This is a genomic window from Nocardioides jensenii JCM 1364 = NBRC 14755 (genome assembly GCF_001552535.1).
Classification (GTDB): domain Bacteria; phylum Actinomycetota; class Actinomycetes; order Propionibacteriales; family Nocardioidaceae; genus Nocardioides; species Nocardioides jensenii.
Genome location: NZ_BCRJ01000042.1, coordinates 1 through 5914 on the forward strand (window position 1 = coordinate 1; position 5914 = coordinate 5914).

The following is a 5914-nucleotide window of genomic DNA, read 5'->3' on the forward strand; positions in this document are numbered from 1 at the left end:
CCCGCCGTTGCGGCGGGCGTGCAGGCGGCAGCCCAGGAAGTGGAGAGCCCTAAGTGAGTGAGGGAGCAGTGATGGAGAAGACCGACCACGTCCAGGTGTCGGGAGAGCAGGTCGAGGGCGGGGAGAAGATCCTCACCGCCGAGGCGCTTGCCTTCGTGGCCGAGCTTCAGCGCAGGTTCGGCGGCCGCCGCGACGAGCTCCTGGCAGCACGCCGGAAGCGTCGCGACGAGGTCTCGCGCACGGGCAGGCTCGACTTCCTGCCGGAGACGGCGGAGGTCCGTGCCGGCGACTGGAAGGTCGCGCCCGCACCGGCCGATCTCATCGACCGTCGGGTCGAGATCACCGGCCCCACCGACCGCAAGATGACCATCAACGCGCTGAACTCCGGTGCCCGCGTCTGGCTGGCTGACATGGAGGACGCGAGCACGCCGCACTGGGGCAACGTCGTCGGCGGCCAGGTCAGCCTGTACGACGCGATCCGTCGCCAGATCTCGTTCACCTCACCCCAGGGCAAGACCTACGAGCTGCGCGACGACCAGCCGTTGGCCACCATCGTGGTGCGCCCTCGGGGCTGGCACTTCGACGACCGGCACCTCCTCGTCGGCGGCGTGCCGGTGGTCGGTGCCCTGGTCGACTTCGGGCTCTACTTCTTCCACAACGCCGCCGAGCTGTTGGCGCGGGGGAGCGGCCCCTACTTCTACCTGCCGAAGACCGAGAGCCACCTCGAGGCCCGACTGTGGAACGACGTGTTCACGTTTGCCGAGGAGTCGTTGGAGATTCCGTACGGCACGGTCCGCGCCACGGTGTTGATCGAGACCATCCCGGCCGCGTTCGAGATGGACGAGATCCTCTATGAGCTGCGCGACCACGCCTCCGGGCTCAACGCGGGTCGGTGGGACTACCTGTTCAGCATAATCAAGTACTTCCGCGACTCCGGTGACGAGTTCGTGCTGCCCGACCGCGCTGCGGTGACCATGGCCGCGCCCTTCATGCGTGCCTACGCCCAGCTGTTGGTGAAGACCTGCCACCGTCGTGGCGCGTTCGCGATCGGCGGCATGGCCGCGTTCATCCCCAGCCGCAAGGACGAGCAGGTGAACGCGCGCGCGTTCGACAAGGTGCGCGAGGACAAGGAACGCGAAGCCGGCGACGGCTTCGACGGCTCCTGGGTCGCCCACCCCGACCTGGTCCCGGTGTGTCGCGAGATCTTCGACCGGGTGCTCGGCGACAGGCCGAACCAGCTCGACCGGCTGCGCGACGACGTGGACGTCACTGCCGCCGACCTGCTCGACCTCACGTCCACCCCGGGCAGCGTGACCCGCGAGGGGTTGCACGGCAACGTCGAGGTGGCGCTTCTCTACCTCGAGGCCTGGCTCCGTGGCCTGGGTGCGGTCGGCATCCACAACCTGATGGAGGACGCCGCCACCGCCGAGATCTCCCGCTCGCAGATCTGGCAGTGGGTGCACAACGAGTCCAGGCTCGAGGACGGCACCGTGATCACCGCCTCCCTCGTCCGCGAGGTCCTCGACGAGGAGCAGGCCGCGATCCTGGCCGACGCTCCCGAGGGCAACCGCTTCGCGGAGGCCCGCGCCATCTTCGAGGAGGTCGCTCTCGCCGACGATTTCGTCGACTTCCTCACGCTGCCGGCGTACGACGCCGTGGTCTCGACGGCCGGCTCCCACGCTCGCCGGCCCGACCCGGGGGTGTCGGCATGAGTGCCCTCGACGACCTGGCCGCCGAGCTCGACCAGCGGCTTGCGGCGGCCGACGCCGAGCTGCTCGCCTGCTACCCCGGCGACCGCGGCACCCGTCAGCCGGTGCACACCGTCTACGTCCCGGGAGACCGGTTCGGCGAAGGCACCGTCACCCAGTGGGGCGAGGAGGCGAAGACCGCGCTGGCCCAGCACGGCCGCTCCGTGATGGAGCTGGCCGAGGCGCTCGAGCTGCGACCCAGCCTGGCCGTCGAGGTCTATGACCGGGTCCGCGCCAAGCTCGACCGCGAGCCGATCGAGGATCTGCGCATCGACTTCGAGGACGGCTACGGCAATCGCCCCGACGAGCAGGAGGACGCCGCGGTCATCGCGGCGGCCCGTGCGCTCGCGGTGACCGTGAAGGCCGGCGTCGCCGCGCCCTACCACGGCCTGCGGATCAAGTCGTTCGAGGCGCCGACGCGTCGTCGCGGGCTGCGCACGCTCGATCTCTTCGTCGGTGAGCTGGCCGGCGCCGACGCGATCACCGACGGGTTCGTGATCACCTTGCCCAAGGTGACCTCGGTCGACCAGGTCTCCGCGATGCTGACCGCGCTCGACGCGATCGAGAGCGCCCACGGCGTCCCCGCCGGGTCGCTGCGCTTCGAGATCCAGATCGAGACCCCGCAGTCGATCCTCGGACCGGACGGCTCGGCCCTCGTGGCGAAGATGATCCACGCCGGCGCCGGGCGGGTGACCGGACTTCACTACGGCACCTATGACTACTCCGCCTCGCTGGGTGTCGCCGCGGCGTACCAGAGCATGGAGCACCCGGTGGCCGACCATGCCAAGGACGTCATGCAGGTCGCGGCTGCCGGCACCGGAGTCTTCGTCTCCGACGGCTCGACCAACCAGCTGCCCGTTGGTGACCGCGAGGCCGTCCGCGCAGCCTGGCGTCTCCACGCCCGATTGGTACGACGGTCGCTGACCCGTGGCATCTGCCAGGGCTGGGACCTGCACCCGGCCCAGCTGCCGAGCCGCTTCGTGGCCACGTACGCGTTCTATCGAGAGGGTCTGGTGGCTGCCTCGGACCGGCTCCGGGCCTATGTGCACGGCGGCGACTCGGGCTACCTCGACGAGCCGGCCACCGCCGCCGCCCTGGCCGCGTTCGTGCTGCGTGGGCTCGAGTGCGGAGCTGTCGGGGCGACGGAGGTCGACAAGCTGGTCGGCGTCGATCTCGAGGGCCTGGCACGTCTCGCGCGGAGGCCGGTCCCGGCCTGACCCGGTCAGCTCTCACAGCGCCCGATCCACACGACGCCCGCCCTCCTGGACCTCATTCCGGGAGGGCGGGCGTGCTGTGTGTCCGGATTGCGATCGGTCGCCGCGAACCCTTGACACCTCCGTGTGAGCGGGGACACACTTTTCTACACACGGAAAGTTAGTTCCACAATACGGAATTCAATGAAGGGCTCGCCATGTCATCCGTTGCCACCTCGGACACCACGAAGGTCAAGCGCAAGCCGCTCTACACGTCCCTGTTCTTCCAGGTGTTCGTCGCGATCGTCGCCGGCATCTCGGTCGGACACTTCTTCCCGGACTTCGGCTCGGACCTGCGCCCGCTGGGTGACGGGTTCATCAAGCTGATCAAGATGATCATCGCGCCGCTGATCTTCTGCGTGGTCGTCACCGGCATCGCCCACGTGGGCGACGTGAAGTCGGTCGGCCGGATCGGCCTCAAGGCGCTGATCTACTTCGAGCTGGTGACCACCTTCGCGCTGGTCTTCGGTCTCGTCATCGCCAACGTGCTCCGGCCCGGCCAGGGCTTCAACATCGACCCGGGCACGCTGGCCGCCGGCGAGCAGGAGCTGGCCGAGAAGACCGCGGGCGGCGAGCTGCCGCACACCGCGGACTTCCTGATGGGGATCATCCCCGAGAGCGTGCTCGGTGCCTTCGCGGACAACCAGCTGCTCGCCGTACTCTTCTTCTCGGTGCTCTTCGGCATCGGTCTCGCCCAGGTGAACGACACCGGCAAGGGTTCGGCGATCCTGGACCTGATCGACCAGTTCAGCCACGTGTTGTTCACGATCGTCGGCTACATCATGAAGGTCGCTCCGATCGGTGCCTTCGGGGCGATGGCCTTCATCATCGGCCAGTACGGCATCGAGTCGCTCGCCTCGTTCGGCAAGCTGATCGGCGCCTGCTACCTGGCTGCCGTCCTCTTCGCGCTGGTGCTGGCGGCGATCGCCAAGCTGTACGTCGGCCTCAACCTCTTCAAGTTCATCAAGTACGCCCGTGAGGAGTTCGCGCTGGCCCTCGGCACCGCCTCCACCGAGGCCGTGCTGCCGCGCATCATGAGCAAGCTGCAGAACGCCGGCAACTCGCCCGCCTCCACGGGCCTGGTCGTGCCGACCGGCTACTCGTTCAACCTCGACGGCGCCACCATCTACCTCTCCATCTGCTCCATCTTCCTGGCCCAGGCGGTCGGTGTGGACATGTCACTGATGGATCAGCTGGCCATGGTCGGCGTACTCATGCTGACGTCGAAGGGCATGGCCGGCGTCCCCGGATCCTCGTTCCTGGCGCTGTCGGCCACGGCCACCGCGATCGGCGCCTACCCGGTCGCAGCAGTGGCTGTGCTGCTCGGTGCGGACCGGATCATGGACTCGATGCGGGTCTTCGTGAACCTGCTCGGCAACTGCGTCGCGACCTTCGTGGTCTCCAAGTGGGAGGGCCAGCTCGACGTCGACCGGATGCATGCGGTGCTGAACGGCGAGATCGAGGTCACCGACGACGTGCCCGAGGCGGAGGAGCTCCACGTCCAGGGACACCACGTCAGTCACCCGGAGCACGAGCCGGTGGTGCCGGTGAAGGTCCCGGTGACTCGGGGCGGCTGACCCGGGTCGCGAGTAGCCTGCTGTCATGCGCCTGGTCGCCGAGTTCACCACCGAGCCCTTCCATGGAGAGGGCGAGCCTCCCGAGCATGCCGTGGCCGCGCTGCGTGCCGTCGAGGCGGCCGGCCTGGAGACCGAGTTCGGCCCGCTGGGCACGACGGTGAGCGGCGATGCCGACGAGGTCGTGCAGGCCCTGGCCGACGTCCTCCGCTCGTCGTTGTCCCACGGCGCCACCCGTGTCACGTTGCAGGTCGAGCCCGCCGATGGCTGAACCCTCGACCCATCCGCTGCTCGACGCGGTGGCGCCGTTGCTGGCCCGCATCGACGCCGAGGTGGTGGAACCTGCGCAGCTGCGCAAGGACGACGTACCTCTGGTGTGGGAGGGGGAGGTCGTGGCCGGTGTGCGCCTTGCGCCTGTGGGGGAGCCGGCGGATGTCGGGTCGGGTTCCGAGGCCTCCGGCGGTGACCTGGGCGCGTTGATCGACGAGGTCGCCGGCGAGATCGGCACGCCTCTGGCCGAGCTCTCCCGGGCTGACAAGCAGCGTGCGGTGCGGGTGCTCGAGGAGCGCGGCGCCTTCGCCTACCGCCGCTCCGCCGAGACCATCGCGGAGGCGATCGGGGTCAGTCGGTTCACCGTCTACAACTACCTGAACCGGACCCGCTGAGCCGGAGACCGCAACTTAATTTCAACAAACTGTTGACGTGATGCAAGGCGCCGTGTCAGTCTCGTCGTGACGGAAAACACATTCCGCATCACGAAAGTAGGTGGATGGTGAAGCTCGACGAGCTCAACACCTTGCCTGCGGCCGACCTACGTCCGCTCCTGCTCGCCTGTGCCGACGTGCCGGCCTGGGTCGAGACCGTGCTCGCCGGCCGGCCCTACGCCGACAGCGACGAGCTCGAGTCCGTCGCCGACCGCGCCGCCCGCGCGTTCACGCCGGCCGATGTCGACCGAGCGATGGCCGCACACCCGCGCATCGGCGAGCGGGCGAAGGGCACCGGCGCCGAGGCCGCGTGGTCCCGCGGCGAGCAGGCAGCGGTCTCCCGCGACACCGACACGGAGCGGGCGCTGGCCGACGGCAACCGGGCCTACGAGGACCGCTTCGGCCGGGTCTTCCTGATCTGTGCCACCGGCCTGTCCGGTGAGGAGATCCTGAAGTCCTTGGGCAGCAGGCTTGAGCACGACGACGCGACCGAGCAGGCCGTGGTCGCCGACGAGTTGCGCAAGATCGCCCTCCTCCGACTGCGAAAGGTCCTCGACTGATGAGTAGTGCCATCACGACCCACGTCCTCGACACCGCCCTCGGGCGCCCGGCCGCCGGCGTGAGCCTGCGGCTCG

Annotated in this window: 6 protein-coding genes; all 6 read left to right on the forward strand. The window is 68.9% G+C overall.

Features of this window, described 5'->3' with window-relative positions; all coding sequences use genetic code 11:
• Positions 1 to 53: 53 nt before the first annotated feature.
• Entirely contained in the window at positions 54 to 1712 is a 1659-nt protein-coding gene (gene aceB / locus NJ4_RS10560) for a malate synthase A (RefSeq protein ID WP_245644528.1), read from the forward strand.
• Entirely contained in the window at positions 1709 to 2965 is a 1257-nt protein-coding gene (locus NJ4_RS10565; protein WP_067434191.1) for a DUF6986 family protein, read from the forward strand. Before aceB ends, NJ4_RS10565 begins: the two co-directional genes overlap by 4 nt.
• 194 nt (positions 2966 to 3159) lie before the next feature.
• A complete protein-coding gene (gene dctA / locus NJ4_RS10570) occupies positions 3160 to 4578 on the forward strand; it encodes a C4-dicarboxylate transporter DctA (protein ID WP_082748404.1) in 1419 nt (472 codons plus the stop codon).
• Positions 4579 to 4603: 25 nt separating this feature from the next.
• The gene (locus NJ4_RS10575) at positions 4604 to 4846 is read left to right on the forward strand and encodes a thiamine-binding protein (protein ID WP_067434194.1); all 243 of its coding nucleotides are present in this window, start codon (positions 4604 to 4606) and stop codon (positions 4844 to 4846) included.
• Complete coding sequence (locus NJ4_RS10580; protein ID WP_067434197.1) at positions 4839 to 5240, forward strand: helix-turn-helix domain-containing protein; 402 nt, start codon at positions 4839 to 4841, stop codon at positions 5238 to 5240. Before NJ4_RS10575 ends, NJ4_RS10580 begins: the two co-directional genes overlap by 8 nt.
• Positions 5241 to 5344: 104 nt before the next feature.
• Positions 5345 to 5839 carry a 2-oxo-4-hydroxy-4-carboxy-5-ureidoimidazoline decarboxylase gene (gene uraD, locus NJ4_RS10585; protein ID WP_067434200.1) on the forward strand — a complete coding sequence of 165 codons (495 nt, stop codon included), beginning with the start codon at positions 5345 to 5347 and terminating at the stop codon, positions 5837 to 5839.
• The last annotated feature ends 75 nt before the right edge of the window (positions 5840 to 5914 follow it).

Bases quoted from the DNA above. Each gene is read 5' to 3' on its own strand.
- NJ4_RS10565 (WP_067434191.1), top strand. From the start codon at position 1,709: ATGAGTGCCCTCGACGACCTGGCCGCCGAGCTCGACCAGCGGCTTGCG.
- dctA (WP_082748404.1), top strand. From the start codon at position 3,160: ATGTCATCCGTTGCCACCTCGGACACCACGAAGGTCAAGCGCAAGCCG.
- NJ4_RS10575 (WP_067434194.1), top strand. From the start codon at position 4,604: ATGCGCCTGGTCGCCGAGTTCACCACCGAGCCCTTCCATGGAGAGGGC.
- NJ4_RS10580 (WP_067434197.1), top strand. From the start codon at position 4,839: ATGGCTGAACCCTCGACCCATCCGCTGCTCGACGCGGTGGCGCCGTTG.
- uraD (WP_067434200.1), top strand. From the start codon at position 5,345: ATGGTGAAGCTCGACGAGCTCAACACCTTGCCTGCGGCCGACCTACGT.